Origin of the sequence: Marinoscillum sp., from assembly GCF_040222955.1 — a bacterium.
GTDB lineage: Bacteria > Bacteroidota > Bacteroidia > Cytophagales > Cyclobacteriaceae > Marinoscillum.
Genome location: NZ_JAVKCA010000012.1, coordinates 214,093 through 231,755 on the forward strand (window position 1 = coordinate 214,093; position 17,663 = coordinate 231,755).

Here is a 17,663-nt window from a genome sequence, read left to right on the forward strand (position 1 = left end):
GTCTTATATAGTTACTGCTCCATCTACACTTAATACTGCTCCGCTTATAAATGAAGCATCCTCTGAGGCTAGAAAGGCATAGGCATTGGCTATGTCTTCTGGGGTACCTAACCTTGCAAGGGGTGTTTTACTCGTCATCATTTCTATTACTTTCTCAGGCATTGCTTTCACCATATCTGTAGCAATAAAACCAGGCGCCACGGCATTGACGGTAATGGAATACTTGCCCAGCTCCTTGGCGAGTGTCTTGGTCATGCCTATCACTCCTGACTTGGTAGCGGCATAGTTTGTCTGACCAAAATTGCCAAACAAACCCACCACAGACGAAGTATTGATAATGCGCCCATAGGCTTTTTCAATCATAAACGGGCTGACAGCTTTCACGCAATTGAATACGCCGGAAAGATTGATGCTTAGAACCTGGCTCCATTGCTCAAAGGTCATTTTGCGAATGGTGGCATCACGGGTGATTCCGGCATTGTTGATGAGGATGTCTATCTTCTCAAACTGTGCAATGACCTCCTGTGTGGCCGCCTCTGTTTCCTCAGGATCCGCTGTATTCACTTTGCGGAAAATCACCTGATGGCCATTGTCGTTCTGGGCTTGTGCCAACTCCTTCCCCGCAGCCTCATTCACATCCCAAATCACCACAATAGCGCCCTCCTGACAGTATTTTTCTACTGCCGCCCGGCCGATGCCTGCGGCTCCTCCTGTAATAATGGCTACTCTGTCCTTTAACTTGCTCATGTATATATTTTAGCGTTATTTAATGAATAGCTAATGACAATCTCATCATTCGCCCATTCCATTTAGAAATTTTTAAATTTGATTGGCTAAAAATACCATTTTGAAAATATGCGGTAAGACGGACTTTCATTAAATGTCTCTGGACTTTTGAATACATTGGACTCTCATCAACATTTATCACGCTGTGAATGAGATACTTAATGCTTAGTAAAGTAATCACGACTTTCAAAATACTCATTAAAAGCAGCCAGGATGCTCATTGTCACATTTTCAAAAGGTCACACCCATAAGTCAACGGTGCAATGAGCTATACAAAATACCTCCTCACTACTTGTCAAAGCCAAAAAAAAAGCCACATACAGATTCATTACTTTATTTTTGTATAAATAGTCATACCCCGATAATTCGCTCCAGAAGCACTATAATCTCCTAATTCCCTCCAATTTTGAATAAAAACGATCATGACTTTTACCACATCTGACCTTTGGGATATTCATGGTGATACATTAGCATGTGCTGCGCCGGTCTTTAATAACTATGGAATGGCTCAGTGCTTCCACGGCCAAATAGTTACGCTGAAACTGTTTGAAGATAACAGCCTGGTGCGGGAGCTATTGAAAACGAATGGTCAGGGAAAAGTGCTGATAGTAGATGGAGGTGGATCCACGAGATGCGCTCTGGTGGGAGATCAACTGGCTCAACTGGCTCTGGACAATCATTGGTCTGGTTTAATCATTTACGGCAGCATCCGGGACAGCACTCAGATAAGTCAAATGCCAATAGGAATAAAAGCACTTAATACCTGTCCGGTAAAAAGCATCAAAAGAAACGAAGGGCAGGTAGATATTTCACTGAATTTCGCCGGGGTGAATTTCATCCCCGGCCAGTATGTGTACAGCGATGCGGATGGAATTATCGTAAGTGAGTCGTCATTGTTGTAGCTCAAATTATTGTTTTGACAAAAAACATACGTTTCCAATAAAATAATTTAAAATTATCACGCTCCAATACTCGCAAAGTCGACAAGCTATTTCATGAGTCACAACTTGTGATCACTCAAAGTACATGAACATTTCGCTAAAAAAAGAAGCCCGCTCTTTTAGAAAGTCAACCTTCTGTTTTTTCAACAAATGATAATTTTCATGGGGATAAATTGAAAACTTGGTAAATCATCAACCAAAAATCAACCCATGAAAAAATTATTCCTTTCTCTCATGATGGGCATCTTCGTCTTGTCTGCCCAGTCACAACTCACTCAAGTATCCAATTTCGGGTCAAACCCGGGAAACCTGACTATGTACAGGTACACACCTGCGAATATGCCCGCAAACGCCCCTTTAGTTTTAGTGCTACACGGCTGCACGCAATCAGCCAGCACCTATGCTTCCGAAAGCGACTGGAACAACCTGGCCGATACCTACAAATTTCACCTGATCTACGCCGAACAAAAGAGCGGTAACAACTCCTCCAAATGTTTCAACTGGTTTGAAACAGGTGATATCAACCGCGGATCCGGTGAAGCAGCCTCCCTCAAAAACATGACAGACTACATGAAAAACAACTACTCAATTGATAACAGTCGGGTATTTGTTACGGGTTTTTCTGCCGGCGGGGCCATGACCACCGTGATGCTGGCTGCCTACCCGGATGTGTTTAGTGCCGGTGCCGTAATGTCTGGACTCCCTTACAAGGTAGCCACCAGCAGCAATTCAGCTTTTCAGGCCATGTATGGCAATGTCAACCAAACCCCAACTCAACTTGGAAACAGCGTAAGAAATGCCTCCAGTCACTCAGGCCCCTGGCCCACCGTTGGAGTGTTTCATGGTACCTCTGACTACACTGTGTACTACATGAATCAAAATGAGATCATGGAGCAGTGGACCAACGTGCACGGTACAGATCAAACGGCAGATGCACAAAATAGTGCTTTCCAGGGCAATAGTGTGGTAAGCAGAAAAGAATACAGAGACGGTTCAGGCAACCCTGTAGTGGTCACTTATAGCATGAGTGGCATGGGACACGCCATAGCCATCGATCCGGGCAGTGGAGAAACCCAGGGTGGCAACACAGGCTCATATGCCTCAGATGTCAATTTTTTCTCTTCTTACTGGTCTGTGGAGTTTTTTGGTATCACGGGAGCTCCTCCGGTGACCCTCTCTCCTCCCACCAACGTGACGGCCACAGCCGTTTCATCTTCTCAGATCAACCTCTCCTGGACTGACAATGAAACGACTGAAAGTGCGTATCTGGTCAAGCGTTCAAACTCTTCCGGTGGAACATACAGTACCATTGCTACGCTGGCTGCCAACAGCACCTCATACTCTAACGCTTCCCTTGCCGCCTCCACTACTTATTATTACAAGATCGTGGTACAGGATGCCGGCAGCAACACCGCCAGCAGTGGGGTTGTAAGTGCTACTACCTCATCCGGGGGATCTTCCAATCCGCCCGCAGCACCGTCAGCGCTTACCACCTCCAACATTACCGCCTCGAGTATTGGGCTTTCCTGGCAGGATAACTCATCCGATGAAAATAACTTTGTGGTAGAACGCTCAACCAACGGCTCTTCATATTCAGTGATAGCTACGCTGAGTGCCAATAGCACGAGCTATACCAATACAGGACTCAGCGCCTCAACCACGTATTTCTACAGAGTAAAAGCGCAGAACTCCCATGGCTCGTCTGCCTATACCTCAGCGGTAAGTGCCACCACCAGCGGAACTTCAACCATAGTGACCATAGAGCAGCTCACGGGAACCGGCATATTCACTTATGGAAATGCCCATAATATGGGGCAGTCCTTCACCGCTATTGCCAATGGTCAAATCGTTGAAATAGAAGCTAATCTGGTCTATGCTATCAGCGGATCTACTCTGAAAATTTTCAATGGAAACACGACAACCGGCACCCCTATTTACCAGCAATCGGGTGTCACCAAGGGCAGCGGATGGCAATCCATCACCTTGAGTCAGCCGGTATCTGTATCCAATAATTCGGTATATACATTCCAAATAACCAACGCTTCCATCAGGTATACATACTCCAGTGTGTACAGTGGAGGAAATCTGTGGTATGACAATATCTCATACTCCACTTTTGACGTTGGATTTATCGTTTCCATCAGTACAGGATCTTCCTCTCGTCAGGCGACTCAGGGTATGACAATGGAGTCTGGAAAAGTTGACTTCAGCGTCTTCCCCAACCCGGCCTCCGATTACCTCCGAGTAACTTCAGATGCAGGCGATCAGGCAGGTATCATGGAAATCTACTCCCTTTCCGGAAAGATGGTTTACCAAAAAGCCATTGTCGGTGAAATGGATGAGCGTATCTCCTTAGGGGACTGGACACCAGGAATTTATACCGTGGTACTACAGACCGGTCATCAACGTCAAACACAAAAATTAATCATTCACTAGAGATCACCTACCTCCTCTAGAGATCATTTATCCGGGGACAGCAGCAGGGCTGCTGTCCCCGGATTTATTAAGATATGACTCGCTCGATCACCATGGCAGAAGCACCACCCCCACCATTGCAAATACCCGCCACCCCTATGTGAGCATTCTTATCACTGAGGACAGAGCTGAGTGTGGTGAGGATTCTACTTCCCGAACACCCCAATGGGTGCCCCAAGGCCACTGCGCCACCAAAGACATTTACTTTACCTTCGTCCAGGTTAAGTAGTTCCATATTGGCCAGAGCCACAGCGGCAAAAGCCTCATTGATTTCATAATAGTCAACATAACTCTGGTCAATCCCTGCCATTTTCAAAGCGCTGGGGATGGCCAAAGAAGGCGATGTAGTAAACCAAAGAGGTTCTTGAGCTGCATCAGCATAACCAAGAATTTTCGCCTGAGCTTTCAAACCATACTCCTTCATCTTTCGCTTGCTAATCAACACTACTGCAGATGCACCATCATTAATGTTAGAGGCATTGGCTGCTGTGACGGTACCTTCTTTTGAAAACACAGGATTCAAAGAAGGGATCTTGTCAAACTTCACACTTCTGAACTCTTCATCTTCTGTGATAATCAATGGATTGCCCTTCCTTTGAGGAATCTCCACGGGAACAATTTCATGCTGAAATTTCCCCTCTTCTGTTGCTGACTCTGCCCTTTTATAAGACCTTATGGCGTATTCGTCCTGGGCTTCCCGGGTGATCTTCATCTCTTTGGCCGTATGATCTGCACAATTGCCCATGGCAAAATCGTGATACGCCTCCCACAGCCCATCGTGCTGTAGTCCATCTACAAGGGTTCCATGTCCATACTTGTAACCGAATCTGGCCCTGGGCACATAGTACGGTACATTGGACATACTCTCCATGCCTCCTGCCACCACCACATCAGCCTGCCCGAGGGCTATAGACTGAGCACCAAGCATAATGGCCTTAAGGCCCGATGAGCACACCTTATTGACTGTGGTGCATGGAATATTCGTTCCCAATCCGGCTTTTAGGGCCGCCTGTCTTGCAGGGGCCTGACCAAGGTTAGATGAAATCACATTTCCCATGAACACTTCCTGAACCTCCGAAGCCTCGAGGCCAGACTTTTTCAGTGCATCCTGTATAGCTATGGCCCCCAACTCCACGGCCGAAAGGCTGGATAATACACCTCCAAAACTACCAATAGGAGTCCTGGAAAGGGATAAAATATAAACTTCTTGCATTTTGGATTTTGGTTATTTCAGCCGAAAGCTAAATAACACAAGAAGGGAATTCTCCGCAAAGTGTTTTTTTAGGGGGTGGACTATTTAAGGCCTGCAACTACTTCACTCCCAATTTCCGAAAATCCAATTTCCGGGCTGATTGGGATCGTTGGACAGAAGAAATGTCTCAAAGGCATGCAGGAGCTCGTTTCGAGAGAGTCTGTCGTCCCTGTTGATATCCAGTTTGATAAAGGACTTAGCAGAGTATTTGATATCTATACCATATACCACAAACATGTCCACATATTCATCCGTAGAGATGTAGCCGTCGTGATTGTCATCAAATAAATCGAACAGAAAGCCTATGATAAATTCCTGAAATTCCTCCAACACGTCCTCATTTCCCTGCGCAATCACCTGTTCGGAAACAAACGTAACCCACTCATTTCGTGCAATCTTTTGGTTGTCCTTGTGAGGAATCTCCAACAGTAGGGCATGAAAAAACTTAGCTGATTTCTCCGCTAACCAGACATGCTTTGGTCCATTTGCCTCATAGCCAAGGCCTATTCTTATGCGCTCGGCAATCTCCGAAAAATCATCCGCATGAAGGAATCCATTTTTGTGAGAGTCTAGTAATCCAAAAAAATGAATTAACTTTTTCTCCTGAAACTCTGAAACCATCTACCCTAGTTATTTGTATAGACAATAATCTCAATTAAGAACGAGAATTTCTAACAATTTACCCAAAATTAACGGGCAGGCTGCCCTCTAAACCTGAATCATGAACTACAAGGACAAATATCTTCCCGTTGATCCCGACTTCATTGAGTTTTGCCATTCACAGGTAACCCTTCATACCTCTGGTAAAATCCACTTTTTCAATGATCAACACAAAGTTGATGATGTAAGAGGTCAGCTTTCGGCGCTAAACAAAACCATGGAAGGTTATTTTCTGGAAATGGACAATGGAGATTCCGTAAGATTAGACAAAGTCATTACACTAATGGGTAAACCAGGGCCAGGATATGAGGAGTATGACAGTTACGCCAATGCGTGTCTCACTTGTGAAGATTTAGGGCAGTTTTAACACAAAACTGCCCATTTAATTTAACTCGGTTTTACCAATCCGAAATGCTTACGAAATAGCTTAATAAGAAAGGTACCCAGACCTTCATATCTCCTGCTCGCCCTCTGGCTTATTTTGTTTGATCTACTTGTTTGCATAACCTATTCTGTTGTTTATAGTAAAACCAACGGAGAGATATATTCCCTTATTGTATCTTCACATGAAAAGCTAAAATCGTAAACTCATGGTCTATGACATGATTTCCTGCGGGCAGTTTGGTCAGCAGCTGTCAGAACTGGTAAATAACTCTTATGGCCATGTCGCCAAATGCATTTATAAAGAATCTCTTGTTCAGAAGGACCTCAACGGGAAAAATGCCATTGCAGGCTTTTACCAGTTTGATCATCTGGACTTATCAGAAATCAAATGGATTCATGCATTTGGGGCCGGGGTGGATGACTACCTGAAGCAACCTACCATTCAATCGGATGTCATACTCACCCGCACACTGGGATACATGGATAAACGCATAGGCGAGTATTGCCTTGCTTACATTCTCGAAGACCTTAAATCAGTGGTACCTACCCATGACAATCAGCGGTCGCACTTCTGGAAACGTACCAACCTGAATGTACTTTATAATAAAAAAGTATTAATTCTGGGCACAGGTTTTGTCGGGCAAGGCATTGCTTCCGCCCTTTACCCGTTGGTTGAAAAAATAGCTGGTATCAATGCTTCGGGAATTTCAAACCCGGCATTTCATCAAATCATTGCTATGAAAGACATTCATCGCTCCAAGCTTGAGCAATATGACATTGTCATCAGTGCACTCCCTCTTACTCCCACTACCACAAATTTTCTCAACAAGTCTTTCTTTGCTTTGCTTCATGATGCGCTCTTCATGAATGTGGGAAGAGGAAAATCGTTGGTGGAATCCGATCTCCTGTGGGCCTTGGAAAATGGTCATGTGCGAAAAGCAGTTTTGGATGTTTATCAAACTGAACCCGTTCCCGCCGATTCACCTTTCTGGGATCACAATGCAGTCATGATGACCCCTCATCATTCCGGTCTCACCACATTCGATGATGTTAAAAAGAGTTTCGAAGAAAGCGTGGATGCTTTGAAGAATGGGATAAGAAATCATCTTTTCGTCGACATTAGTAAGGGATATTAGTCATGGAATTCAACACCACCCTCAGTAAATTCTCTGGAACAGATGCGAGTGTATACGAGCTCCATCTTCCTGTGCCCAAGCCGATAGCCGAGCAATTTATCAGAGGTGAAAACCGGCGGGTTATTTGTGAAATCAACGAAACAACAAGCCTTCACAGTGGGCTGATGCCCCACAAGGATTATTGGTATATATTAATCAATCAGTCCGTCATCAAAAAACTTGGGTTGGAAGTTGGTCATTCGGTCTCCGTCAAATTAACTCAGGATGATTCAACCTACGGAATGGAAATGCCGGAGGAACTGATGGTTTTACTGGACCAGGACAGCCAAGGAAATGAGTACTTTCACCAACTAACACCAGGAAAACAACGAAACCTCATATACATAGTTAGCAAGGTTAAAAGCTCGGAGAGCAGGTTAAACAAAGCTTTGGCAATAGTGCATCACCTGAAAGATCAAAATGGAAAACTCGATTTTAAGCTATTAAATCAGGTCATAAAGGACTACAATAACCGTGGAAAACTCAATTGACAAGAACGAAATGAAATTCTCTTCCTACGCTGTTTTTACCGACAAGGTCAGTGGACTAAGTGGGAATACAAGTACGGTAGTGGTATTAGATCATCCCCTATCCGGACGTCAAATGCAGGATATCGCTTCCGATTTATGGCAGCCTGCAACCACCTTCTTATGGAAAGAAGGCAATCACTGGCACGTGAGGTGGTTTGCTCCTGATCAGGAAATCGGACTGTGCGGGCACGGGTCGATGGCTGCCGTGGCCTGCCTTCATGATAAAGGTATAACTGACTTTGATCTCCACTTCAATGGTGGGATTATATCAGGAGGTGTAGAAAACGATCGGTGCTACATTACCCTGGAAATCATCCCCGTTGTGGAGGAATTGAAGATTGAAGACTATCTACTGAAAGCACTCAAAATACCAATTCTGGGTCATTATCAAACGTCCAATAAAAACATCATACTCACGGACAATCAGGAGTCTGTAAAATCGATGCGTCCCAATTTTGAGATTTTGAGGAGTTCTCCAATATTCGGATACGCAGTAACGGCACCAGGGGATCATTGCGATTTTGTGAGCAGAACGCTGGTGCCTCACGTGCATCAACTCGAAGACCCGGCCACCGGTTCGTCACATGCAGCACTGGCTCCCTTCTGGGCCTCCAGACTCCATAAAACAGAGATGGAAGCCATCCAACTCAGCAAAAGAGGTGGTAAATTTTACTTAAAGATGCAGGGAACGACGGTACGGCTAAGTGGCGACCATGATAAACTCAATGCCGGCACAATTTATCTACGCTAAAAAAGAGGTTGAGACTTTCCTCTTATGGAATACTCTTTCAGTTCGCAACGGACTTTCCCTATTTTCATATCAGCCTCAATGACCAGCGGAATTCCCATACCATCTTTTTCAAGAACCCATACTACCACGGCTTTTTCTTTTGGGAAAGTTCGGGAAATTGGAAAAAGTCCATAAAACTTATGAACCTCCACCTTTTCTCCATCAAATTTGATTTTCTCCTTACCTCCATACTCCATCCCAAAATCGTACAACTTATCTTCCCAGTAAGTATTCAGTAGAATAGACTCTCCAGGCTTGAATCCAGACCATAGTTTACTTCGCAAGTACATATAAGTGCCATGTAAGTCGTAAGATTTATCATTGAGATCCACTGTGACTTCCTTTTTGGGGTACTCTTTCGTGTAATCCATCATTTTGACGTAAGTCTGCATCTTGTTATAGTCAAACGTATTCCACTGGTCAAACTTCCCCTTTCTTTCATCCAAATGTTTCTCAGAAACAATCGTCTTGTAGTTACTGGTATTCACATACCCCCAATATTCGTTCTGAACACCACCCAACCAACTAAAAAGACCAATGGTGTGCGCGTCTATATAGCTGTGATAAAAAGTCTGGTTATTTCGTACTATCAATGAATCTGCCAGGGACATGGTAGCCTCGCCCAGGGCAAACCATCCGTAGGAGATTTTAAAAGTGATTTGCTCTCCAAGGGGGAAATCAAGGTTGTTCTTGGGTTGAGAAACTACCGAGAGCGACACCAAAAGGGTAAAAATAATTAAGTTAAACTTTGTCATAGGATTTTGGGCTTATCCGAGATCAGTCAAAAACCAGGCCCAATTTATATAGGCTGATTGCCAAATCATCAATTACATAGTTTTATCTTCGATCTATGGACAAGAGTATTCTTTTGGAATTAACAACATATCGTATGCCTTTCGGTAAATACAAAGGTGTGGCCATTTGCAATCTTCCCGAGCGTTACTTAATTTGGTTCAGAACAAAAGGCTTTCCCGAAGGGAAGCTAGGAATGTTACTCAATACGATGTATGAAATAAGGCTCAACGGACTAGAATATCTGCTGAAAGGCCTGAAAGATTCTCCACATCACTCATGAGCTTATGAATATATTCTATCGAAAAGCTCTTTTATTACCGCCTCATAAGATCAATATTTGCTGAAAATTTCACTAATTGGGCTCTGAATCTCAAAATGGTGCGAATTTTGTTTAAGAAAATGTCAAAAACGGTATATGAAGCGAATCAGTATTGGTATTTTATCCCTAATGGTCTCCTGTCTGGCCATAGGACAGGAAAATGAACAAAACTCCCTTGGAGCTGAAATAGATAAACTCAGCTACGATTGGGATTTGGAAGCAGAGAATCTGAATAGTTATGACGGGCTTTCTAAATTCTGCGTGGACAAGGATTATCGAATAAGTGTTATTGAGCTTCTCAATGATATTCATCATTACGACTCAGTTTTATATGATCGGTTAACCAAAGCCTCCAGATTCAACAAAGACAAGGAAATAGAAAAAACTTTGAAAGAAATATCCAAGTTTGAGACAGGATACAGTTTGAAAGAGTTCATTCATTTTCTTCATGGAGAATGTACCACTCGCAGTGACATTGAGAAGCATTCAGCGGAATCGAAAAACGATATTGGATCTAACTCTTATGACGGCCAAGTCTATATAGTTGAAACTGAACTTAACAAATTCATCAAACACATTACAAAAAGAGTGGATCACATTCGAGACCACGTTCATCATTTACACATTAAATGAGTTTTCCTTTTTCTCGCGGAACTCGCTCCGAAATAACTTTGAACATACCAATAATAAAAAGGCCCGGGGTTTTCACCCCGGGCCTTTTAAGTCTTAATCCATTAAATTATTACCTCCTGATCATCACTCTTTGAGGTGCCCACTTCTCCTGATCGTTGAAGAAGTGAATCAGATAAATCCCGCTTGGCAATTCTTCCGAGGTAATTTCGATCTCCAGCTCTCCTGACTTCACAGCTCCTGTAATCACCTCTCTACCTACCTGATCGTACAGTATCCACTTCATGTCATTGATTGGAGCAATCTCAAACTGCACCTTGAACACCTTGTCCGCAGGGTTAGGATACACCGCGAAATTGTGAATATCCTCCAGTCTGTTATCCAGCCCTGTTAACACAGGAACCACTTTTCCAACACCGGCGTTCGTTTTCTCCGCAGCCTGTAGTATCAGCTTATTGAGTTCATTCGCAGTGGTACCACCCACATTATCAACCTGCACAAAAACCACAACACTCAATTCATTCACATCATACACGTTGGAGATGTCCCAGCTTACACTCACAGACTCTTCACCGTTAAAGAATACACTCTGACCGTCAGTAACTGCTCCTGAATAAGTCAATCCAGCAGAACTAGGAAGCATTTTTCTAAGCACATTGTAAAGTGGCTGACCGCCATTCGCAGCCATTACGTCAGGATCTGTAATCTGTTTTTCTATCACAGCAAACCTGAACGACACCTCACTCTTAGCAGGCAGGTCAATTTTTGAAACAAACGACGTGGTGATCACCAATTCATCGGACCCTCCGCCTATAGTAATCTCCCCTATCTCAAACAAAGCCCCTTCCAAAGCTCTGGCCTTGTAACTATTTAGGCTCCATCCCACAACATCGCTATCCTCTGCTGTCTTACCTGAAAGTAAACTTTCAGGGGTACTGTCCACACCATAAAAGTTAGATCGGGCACCTGGATCCGATTGATTTCTCTGGCTCACTTCATCCTCTTCTCCCTTAAAGTAATTAATCCAGATAGCATCACTACTAATCTCCGTATCAATACGGGTCTTAATCTCAGTGCTTACGGCCTGACTAGACGCCCCTAAGTCTGAAAATTGCTCGATCAGTATATACTTATCCTTATTGTATATTCTGAAATTATCAAAAGCAAAACCATGCAAGTCATTGTTACTGTTGTCCACTTTGTCACCTGCTGTGGAGCCCAATGCAATTCGGAACCTTACTTCAGCAAAGTTTGAAGGCAACTTGTGAGCAGAAAACTTCCATGCAGAATTGGTTGTCCATCCGTCAGATCTTGAATTGAAGTTTACCAACCCAGGAGCACCACTTAACTCCTCACTGTTGTACCACTCTAAACCAGAAGCAGAATTGGTAAGCCTGGTATAATCACCCAATAGAATCCATGTAAGACCATCATCTGTAGAATACTGAACCACGACACCATCCGTAAAGGTAAGTTCCCGTGCATGATCAAATCCAATCGTAGGCTGAGTCATAGCTGACAAATCATACGCGGGAGAGTAAACCCACGCGTCCTCATTGGAAGCATACGCCGTGTCCAATCCGGTTGCCCAATAATTAGTAGAATTAATTCCACTCTGATCGGTAGGATTGGCGTAATTCACACTCTCGGTACCCAATTCCCATACAGTATTGGAGCGAGTCCCAAAGCCATCCACCGTGGTGCTATCAGCATACCATCCAGCGGTACCATTTTCAAAATCATATGATACTTCATCCGTAACAGTGATTTTGTCCAAAACAGTAATCGACCGTGTAATAGAAGCCACACAACCCGATGTGGATTGATAGAACAAATTCAGCTCGTATGTACCCGCCTCTGAGAAAACCAAGCCCGCAACCCCTATTGAATCTCGGGTTTGAATCTGGATATCGTCATTGGTAACCGTTACCGTCTGGCTCAAAGCCGGAACAGAAAGTTCAATCAGTGCAATGTCATAGTTATTACTCTGCGTGGGATTGTTATCTCCAAAAACAAAGGTTGTCTCATTCCCCTCTGTAATCCCCAGCCATCTCATTTTCGGTTGTGGAGTGGTACCAATTTCCGTGGTAATAAAGGCTGTTTCAACACAACCAGTCAAGCCTGTTGGAGCATTATTATCAGTAACCTTTACTTCAAAGTAATTATCCCCGGCAGCCAGTCCGTCTGCACCAACAGATTTGGGATCAAATTCGATCCTTCTGGTCCTGACACCCACATCCGTTTGAGTAGAAGTTTCGATCTCAATTGCCTGAGCCGCAGTTCTACCCGCAGACCAAACAAACGAAGCCTGACTTACATCAAGGTTGTCCATGGTGACTTCCAGAATAATATTCTGTTCGTCACAGGCCTGAATCACATCTATTCTTTGATTGTTTGCCAGTGTAGACACTATAGGAACAGGTGCGACTGTTAGTGTAATGGCGGTTGGTTCACTGATACACCCTGCGAAAGACTCCCCAGCAATGATATTCGTAATTTGTCTTACATAAACAGTGGTATCACCAACAAACCCTTCGAGATTCACAGAGAATTGTCCTCCCAGCACCGGATTGGTCAAAGTCGTTTGCTGTACTTCTACATCATCTTCATTGTACCACTTAAACACGGTCTCACCTGCTGTGGTCTCTATTCCGGAATAGCTAATGATAGTCGAGGTACTGGTCACATCTCTGTTACACTGAGGAGCTGGAGTATTGGCTATTGGTGCATCCGGTACTGAATACAATGTGATGCTAAATTTAGTATAAGCACTTTCACATCCTTCGAATTCGTCAACTCCAGCAGCAATATCCTGCGTCTGACTTACTACAAACCTATAAACACCATCGGTGGCTCCAAGCAAACCAAGATTCGAAGCGGTTGCCACGGATGTTGCACCTGTTGGGGTTTCAGTAAATAATGGATTAAGTGCGTCATCAGGGAAGCCATCATTGTCACTATCCAGGTACCATCTAAAAGTAGAAGCAGTCTCCCCTGATACCTCAACATCATTGATGCCATCTCCCTCACAATACACCATGGTCGCATCCACAATAGACGGTGCCAGTGGTATGTCATAAACATGAACAGTAAGATAAGCCATATCCGAAACCTCAGATTCGCATCCGGGGAATGAAGAGCCATTCGGGGCGATATCATTGGTTTGAGCAATCAAGAAATAATAAGTACCCTCAATTGCATTGGTGAGCAAGAGTGATTGAGCTGTTACCTCAACCTGACCATCAGGATCTATACTACCACCGAAAAGAGAAGTTCTAGATGAAGAAATTGTACCAGCGGCATTCGAACTGTAGTAACCAAATGATGCGTTTGCATTACCAGTAATATCAAAACCTACACCTCCCAGGTCACCCTCGCAATAGCTCACCTCTAATTCCCTTACACCACTTTCATCAAATGCAATGGTACTTGGATCAGGAAATACAGTTACCAGAATTTTCATTGGATCACTTTCACAACCATAGAAGTCGGTTGATGAATTTTCATTCCTGGTTTGAGTAACCCAATAGGTATATGTGGAACTCACAGAATCGTCAAATACACCCTGGTCTTCCAGCTCACCCAACGTTATCAATCGACCGTTAAACGCTTCTGCATTAAGTGCGGCACCTGGTGCAGTTCCAGTACCATCATCCTGATACCAGGTATATTTTGAACCGGTGAGTCCTGGAGATTCCAACTGAATAAACTCCTCTTCTTCACCAAAACACAAGTAATAATTCAGCTCATTATCCACGGCCGAAGCTTGTCTGCTGGTGCTCCCTGCTCCACCCTTAAAGTTACTGTCTACAGGAGCATCAGGAATCTGGTAAACACTGATGATGAATTTACGCAGATCACTTTCACAACCGGTAAAAGGGTAAGGATCAGAACCCACTGCATTATCAAAGTCTGTTCTGGATATGTAGAATGTATCAGAAGTGGCAGCAACAGGATCATACCCCGTTGCACCCAGCAAGTCCAGTTCTGCGAGATTCAAATTATTGCTACCGTCCAAATCTGAAGGATCAAAAGTGGCCAGCGCCGTAGATGCATCACTATCGTAGATCGTGAAATAGGTTTCTGTCAAATCCTCATTATTCAGCCCGCTATTGATGACAATGGTTTCAAGACTGGCAGAACTACCACCAACTTCGCAGTATTCATAGAGATATCCAGAACTATTTACGTTGGCTCCCTCTCCCAGTAAATTAATACTTCCAAGATTCGTTTGATTGGTAGCGGTTGCCAAAATATTATCCACAATGGTAATTGGACTAGGAACAGCATAGATCTCAATCACAACCTTTCTCAATGGTGATTCACAACCTGAAAAAGAAGCAGTGTTTGCTCCGGAAATACCAACGTGAGAGAGCTCCGTAATCCAAAAATTAACGGTTGTTCTTGAGTTCGGAATGTTTCCTCCAAAGAATTCGTTCAAGACATTCAGATTAGTATCATTCGCACCTGTCAGGTTTGAAGTTCCTACTTCATTGTTCCCGTTCTCATCCAGGTACCATTTGAAGAATTCTGTGGAAACTCCTGTCGAGTTCACTACTACATCTTCAATTGTCTGACCACCACAGTATTCTATTATATACTCTCCTGTTCCGCTATCAAATGCCGAAATAGCATCCAAATCTGGGTTAGAAGCCAAATCAAGCATTGGTGCATCTGCAACAGACAACACCCTAAACTCAAAGCGCCCCGTATCAATAGTTGATGCTACTGTTTGTGGGTTCGAAATGTACACGATCTGATAATAACCAGGATCAACGCTAGTTGGATCAAACGTATTAACAACACCCAAAGAACCAGTTGCCGTAGAGTCTGCCAACAATTCATAAGGTGCCACTCCATCTGAGCTTGTGTAGAGCATATAGCCGTTAGTGATATACCCAGTAGAATCTACCCCTCCACTTCCAGTGTAAGTATAAATGCTTGCCTGAATCCTGAAATCACCATCATCAGCACAATAGAAATCATTGATTAGTTTCTGTCCTGTGACAGCATGATCAAACGATACTACCGGATTCGGATAGAGGTAAACCAAGGCTTCATCTTTTACAATCAAGGCACCATCCGATTCCTGACTGAGTACCGACACAAATTTAAGCGTGTCAACTTCGCGGCTCGGAATTCCGGCAATTGAATCCAATGCGGACGGATCAAATATCCAATCTCCATCAACTACAGAGGTTGGAATGTTAGCTGTTGGAGCACCCGGCACATAGGTGATTAATTTATTCACAATATTTCCATCTGCTTCACTTATTCCAACATCTCCATAGCCAGTCAACGAACTTCCATTTTCCACATAATAAACCTCAAGGAAATAAAAATCATCATCCGTACCATCAACCCCATTGATATCATATGTCGGATCAGAAACACCATCAGAACCATATAAGTAAATATCTCCCGAGCTCATCACTTGTTGAAACGATAACTCCTGTCTATTCAAATCAAACACATTTTCTGTTTGGTTGACCGTCATTATAAGCGCATTAAAAGTAGCGGTAACCCCATCGCTATTCTCCCATCGGTATTTTAGCGTATGTGCACCAGCACCAGCAGCTATAGGGGAAAACTTAACTGATGAATTCCCTCCAGGGTTATAGTTGAAATTCGTAAGACCGTTTCCTGAAATCAATAAATCATCCGTTGCCGGGTGACTAATTGTGAGTGTAGTTCCGGTTACATTACTCTCAGCAAAAGTGGTCACATTGGCACTATTGGTGATGTCATCAAGAAATGCTAAAGAGTACTTCACAGCAGGTCCCTCACTCGATGCTCCATTGACTGCTGTCTCGGTGATATAAAATGTAAACACCCCATTGTCATCAGCACCCACAAAATCTATCACCTCTTCGGCCATGAAATCGGCAACCGTAGGCTGAATATTGGTAGTCACATTTGTATACGGTACACCTACCGGGTCAAGCAATGTTTCATCTCTATAGATGGTAATCGTACTGCCTGAAATGGCTGGAGTAATTGTAACAGGTACCTCGGCCGAAGGGTCAGAAGCACCGGACGTCCTATAAAGAGCCTTTCTATCCCCATTTACATCACCATCCGCCGTATTCGTGGCATCTTCCAACAAAGTGACTACTTCCGTCATTGTGAGGTCAATAGTGATGGCTCCAGAGGTCGATGCTTGATTTTGGGATGGATCAAAAATCTCACCATTTGCATTGGTATAAGTGACCAGTAAGTCACCTTCAGCATTGGTCAGATCCGCCACTGTGAGTACAATGTACACGTCACCGGCACTACCATCTGCCTGTCCACTTACTAAAAATGCCGTTCCGTCCTCATCTACTACCGTGAAATCGGTCGGATTGGTGCCATTGGTAAGAACCACTTCGCTGAACTCAGCCCGGATTTGGGTATTACTGTTTTTAACAGCAGCTTGCAACGTTGGTATGGTATTATCCAATGTGAAACTATTGGAGGTTGCATTCGCAGCCATCTGATTGCCAGCATTGTCTGTAAATGCACTGGCTGTCAAGGTGATCCCCAAAGTACCATCTCCGGCTACATTGGATACCGTAAGTGTATAGTCACTGTTTGCAACATCTGTGGCCAAACTTATACTCGCCCCAAAACCGCCATTGTCTCCTGCCAACCCATTCGTTCCTACTCCATTAATGGTCGCTCCGCCAAGGTTTAATATGATGTCTGACAATGTAAAACCACTCACATCCTCATCAAAGGAAATATCGAAACTTACTGCATTGTCATTCGTGCCGCTGAAACTACCATTGGTCACAGCATTTCTAGTCAAAACCACCGTCGGACGGGTGTTGTCTACTGTCACAGTCGTACCGGCCGTCAGATCACCATTATCTAATGCTCCTGCCACAACATTTCCCGCATCATCCGTGAAGCTCAGGCTGAAATCAACAGCCCCATCAGTATCT

At 43.9% G+C, this 17,663-nt stretch carries 13 protein-coding genes; 8 read left to right on the top strand and 5 right to left on the bottom strand.

What is annotated here, in order from left to right:
* Window positions 1–3 precede the first annotated feature (3 nt).
* Window positions 4–747: a 3-oxoacyl-ACP reductase FabG gene (fabG, locus tag RIH33_RS12265; protein WP_406653178.1), complete on the bottom strand. Its 744-nt coding sequence runs from the start codon at window positions 745–747 to the stop codon at window positions 4–6.
* A 461-nt stretch (window positions 748–1,208) separates the two neighbouring features.
* Between fabG and rraA the strand changes: the two genes are divergently transcribed.
* Both rraA and RIH33_RS12275 read left to right on the top strand, forming a co-directional pair.
* Window positions 1,209–1,688, top strand: a complete 480-nt coding sequence (rraA, locus tag RIH33_RS12270) for a ribonuclease E activity regulator RraA (protein WP_406653179.1) — start codon at window positions 1,209–1,211, stop codon at window positions 1,686–1,688.
* Between the two features lie 249 nt (window positions 1,689–1,937).
* On the top strand, window positions 1,938–4,163 hold the full coding sequence (locus RIH33_RS12275; RefSeq protein ID WP_406653180.1) for a PHB depolymerase family esterase: 2,226 nt from the start codon (window positions 1,938–1,940) through the stop codon (window positions 4,161–4,163).
* Window positions 4,164–4,230: 67 nt separating this feature from the next.
* Here RIH33_RS12275 and RIH33_RS12280 read toward each other — a convergent pair whose 3' ends face one another.
* Together RIH33_RS12280 and RIH33_RS12285 are read right to left on the bottom strand one after the other, a co-directional pair.
* Window positions 4,231–5,415, bottom strand: a complete 1,185-nt coding sequence (locus tag RIH33_RS12280) for an acetyl-CoA C-acyltransferase (RefSeq protein ID WP_406653181.1) — start codon at window positions 5,413–5,415, stop codon at window positions 4,231–4,233.
* Window positions 5,416–5,517: 102 nt separating this feature from the next.
* Window positions 5,518–6,075: an EF-hand domain-containing protein gene (locus RIH33_RS12285; protein ID WP_406653182.1), complete on the bottom strand. Its 558-nt coding sequence runs from the start codon at window positions 6,073–6,075 to the stop codon at window positions 5,518–5,520.
* Window positions 6,076–6,175: 100 nt separating this feature from the next.
* On the opposite strand from RIH33_RS12285, the gene RIH33_RS12290 reads away from it, so the two are divergent.
* The 4 genes from RIH33_RS12290 to RIH33_RS12305 all read left to right on the top strand — a co-directional run bounded on the left by RIH33_RS12290 (window position 6,176) and on the right by RIH33_RS12305 (window position 8,954).
* Entirely contained in the window at window positions 6,176–6,481 is a 306-nt protein-coding gene (locus tag RIH33_RS12290) for a hypothetical protein (RefSeq protein ID WP_406653184.1), read from the top strand.
* 223 nt (window positions 6,482–6,704) lie between these two features.
* A complete protein-coding gene (locus RIH33_RS12295; RefSeq protein ID WP_406653185.1) occupies window positions 6,705–7,634 on the top strand; it encodes an NAD(P)-dependent oxidoreductase in 930 nt (309 codons plus the stop codon).
* 2 nt (window positions 7,635–7,636) lie between these two features.
* Window positions 7,637–8,164: a YdeI/OmpD-associated family protein gene (locus RIH33_RS12300; RefSeq protein WP_406653187.1), complete on the top strand. Its 528-nt coding sequence runs from the start codon at window positions 7,637–7,639 to the stop codon at window positions 8,162–8,164.
* Window positions 8,148–8,954 carry a PhzF family phenazine biosynthesis protein gene (locus RIH33_RS12305; protein ID WP_406653189.1) on the top strand — a complete coding sequence of 269 codons (807 nt, stop codon included), beginning with the start codon at window positions 8,148–8,150 and terminating at the stop codon, window positions 8,952–8,954. Before RIH33_RS12300 ends, RIH33_RS12305 begins: the two co-directional genes overlap by 17 nt.
* Here the strand turns inward: RIH33_RS12305 and RIH33_RS12310 are convergent.
* Window positions 8,951–9,748, bottom strand: coding sequence for a DUF3108 domain-containing protein (locus RIH33_RS12310; RefSeq protein ID WP_406653190.1), 798 nt, complete (start codon window positions 9,746–9,748; stop codon window positions 8,951–8,953). The two genes, RIH33_RS12305 and RIH33_RS12310, sit on opposite strands and share 4 nt — an antisense overlap.
* A gap of 95 nt (window positions 9,749–9,843) precedes the next feature.
* Between RIH33_RS12310 and RIH33_RS12315 the strand changes: the two genes are divergently transcribed.
* The gene (locus RIH33_RS12315; RefSeq protein ID WP_406653191.1) at window positions 9,844–10,068 is read left to right on the top strand and encodes a DUF3820 family protein; all 225 of its coding nucleotides are present in this window, start codon (window positions 9,844–9,846) and stop codon (window positions 10,066–10,068) included.
* Between the two features lie 135 nt (window positions 10,069–10,203).
* Entirely contained in the window at window positions 10,204–10,740 is a 537-nt protein-coding gene (locus RIH33_RS12320; protein ID WP_406653193.1) for a hypothetical protein, read from the top strand.
* 109 nt (window positions 10,741–10,849) lie between these two features.
* Here RIH33_RS12320 and RIH33_RS12325 read toward each other — a convergent pair whose 3' ends face one another.
* Window positions 10,850–17,605: a T9SS type A sorting domain-containing protein gene (locus RIH33_RS12325; RefSeq protein ID WP_406653194.1), complete on the bottom strand. Its 6,756-nt coding sequence runs from the start codon at window positions 17,603–17,605 to the stop codon at window positions 10,850–10,852.
* Window positions 17,606–17,663 lie beyond the last annotated feature (58 nt).